The sequence below is a fragment of the Candidatus Poribacteria bacterium genome, from assembly GCA_016866785.1.
In the GTDB taxonomy this organism is placed as follows: Bacteria; Poribacteria; WGA-4E.
Genome location: VGLH01000279.1, coordinates 1 through 1,741 on the forward strand (window position 1 = coordinate 1; position 1,741 = coordinate 1,741).

Annotated in this window: 2 protein-coding genes; both read right to left on the reverse strand. The window is 67.9% G+C overall.

Annotation, left to right across the window (positions count from 1 at the left end; all coding sequences use genetic code 11):
• On the reverse strand, nucleotides 1–800 hold an 800-nt coding region (locus FJZ36_19270; protein MBM3217041.1), incomplete at its 3' end, for a mandelate racemase/muconate lactonizing enzyme family protein.
• 27 nt (nucleotides 801–827) lie between these two features.
• The gene (locus FJZ36_19275) at nucleotides 828–1,700 is read right to left on the reverse strand and encodes a hypothetical protein (protein MBM3217042.1); all 873 of its coding nucleotides are present in this window, start codon (nucleotides 1,698–1,700) and stop codon (nucleotides 828–830) included.
• Nucleotides 1,701–1,741 lie beyond the last annotated feature (41 nt).

A 1,741-nucleotide genomic window follows, 5' to 3' on the forward strand; every position in this document is an offset into this window, starting at 1 on the left:
ACGGCATCTCGCTTGAGGAACCGCGCGAAGTCCGCCGGCGTGTAGAGGTTCTCGCCGGTCGCGACCGGGACGTCCAGCGCATCGGCGAGCGCGGCGTAGCCGTCCACGTCGTCCGCCGGGATGGGCTCCTCCCACCAGACGCAGCCGAGGTCCTCGAACGCTCTGCCGCGCCGCGTCGCCTCCGCCGTCGTGAGCGATTGGTTCGCGTCCACCATGATCCCCGTGTCGGCTCCGACGGCGTTCCGCACCACCTGAACCCGATGGATGTCCTCCGCGAGCGTCGGGTAGCCGACCTTGATCTTGACGGCGCGGAAGCCCTGCGACACGGCGCGCGCGCAGATTGCGCCCACCTCCTCGTCCGAGTAGTTGAGCCATCCGACCATCGCGTATGCCGGAACGCGCCGATGAACTCCGCCCCAGAGCTGCCAGCACGGCGCGTCGTGCATTCGCCCCAGGCAGTCCCACAGCGCCGTATCGAGTGCCGCGATTCCGAACATCGTCAGACCGGACGAGCCGTGGTACTCCGTCTCGCGGAGCATCGTCTCGTGCGTGCCGCGCACGTCCGAGACCTCCGTCCCGATGACGAGCGGCTTCAGCTCGTGTTCGATGGCGGCTCCCAGCGCCGCTGCCGCGCCGATGCCCCTCCCGAACCCGACGTCGCCGCGTCCCGAAACGTCGCCGTCCGTGTCGATGCGCACGCCCACGGAGCCGGCTCCTGGCAGGCTTTGCAGGGCGTCGCGAATGGGATTGGGGCTTGGTCGCGACTCGCGTACGGTGATCTCGATATCGGTGACTTTCACAGCGGTTCTCCCTGTCCGGTTCGGCGGTCAGGCGGTGGCATGGAGCTCTTCGGCATAGTCGATGAGCGTTCCGACCGGCGCGACGGTCGGGAACGCCATGAGGGCGTCGAGCAGCGTGCGTTTCTTGCCGTCCAGCAGGTAGTCCGCTTCGAGTTTCCGCTGGATCGCCAACAGACGCGTCGTTCCGGCGATTCGCTCAGGCAGGCTGCCCATGGCGCGTGGGAACCGCGACTCTCCGCAGATCACCGTGGGAACCTCGACCTGAACGTCGTTGGGCAGGTTGGTCACCGCGCCGTCGTTCCGAACCTGCATCGCGACGATCTGCGGCTGACGAGACGCTTGTCCCCAAAGGATCCGTTCCAGCGCGACACCGGTTCCCCCGTATTTCACCGGACGCCGTTCCGGATGCAGGTCTTCGCGCGGATCGATCATCCCGCCGTCGCGGATCGCCGCGTCAGCGAGCCGCAGCACGTCCTCGCGGTTCACGCCGAACGACTCCCACTTCGCGGGTCCTGCAAAGCTGCCGACTTCGAGGGGCCAGTTGTGGTACGCCGACGAGCGCAGGAGTCCCGTCGCCTCGTAGACGCGCACCATGCCCCAGTTGCCCGGATGGAAGTCGTCGCGCTCCGGCAGCGCCGGAATCGCATCGCGCAGCAGTGGATAGCCGTCGGCTCCGTCGATCCACAGCCGGAGCGTCCACCCGTCGTGGTTCACTCCGGCGTGTTCCAGTTGGATGCTCTCCGGCGAGCGCCCCGTGTAGTACGCCAGATGGTCGCGCAGGTGCTCCACCTCGACGCATAGACCAGCGACGTTCGCTCCTGTCGCCCGCGCAACGGCGTTCGCCAGCGCATCGGTCGGATTGGGCAGCAGCAGAACCAGCGCCCTGGGCGAAAGGCGCATCGCCGCCTCCCCGATGTCGCGGCAGAACGGGTAGAGCCGCT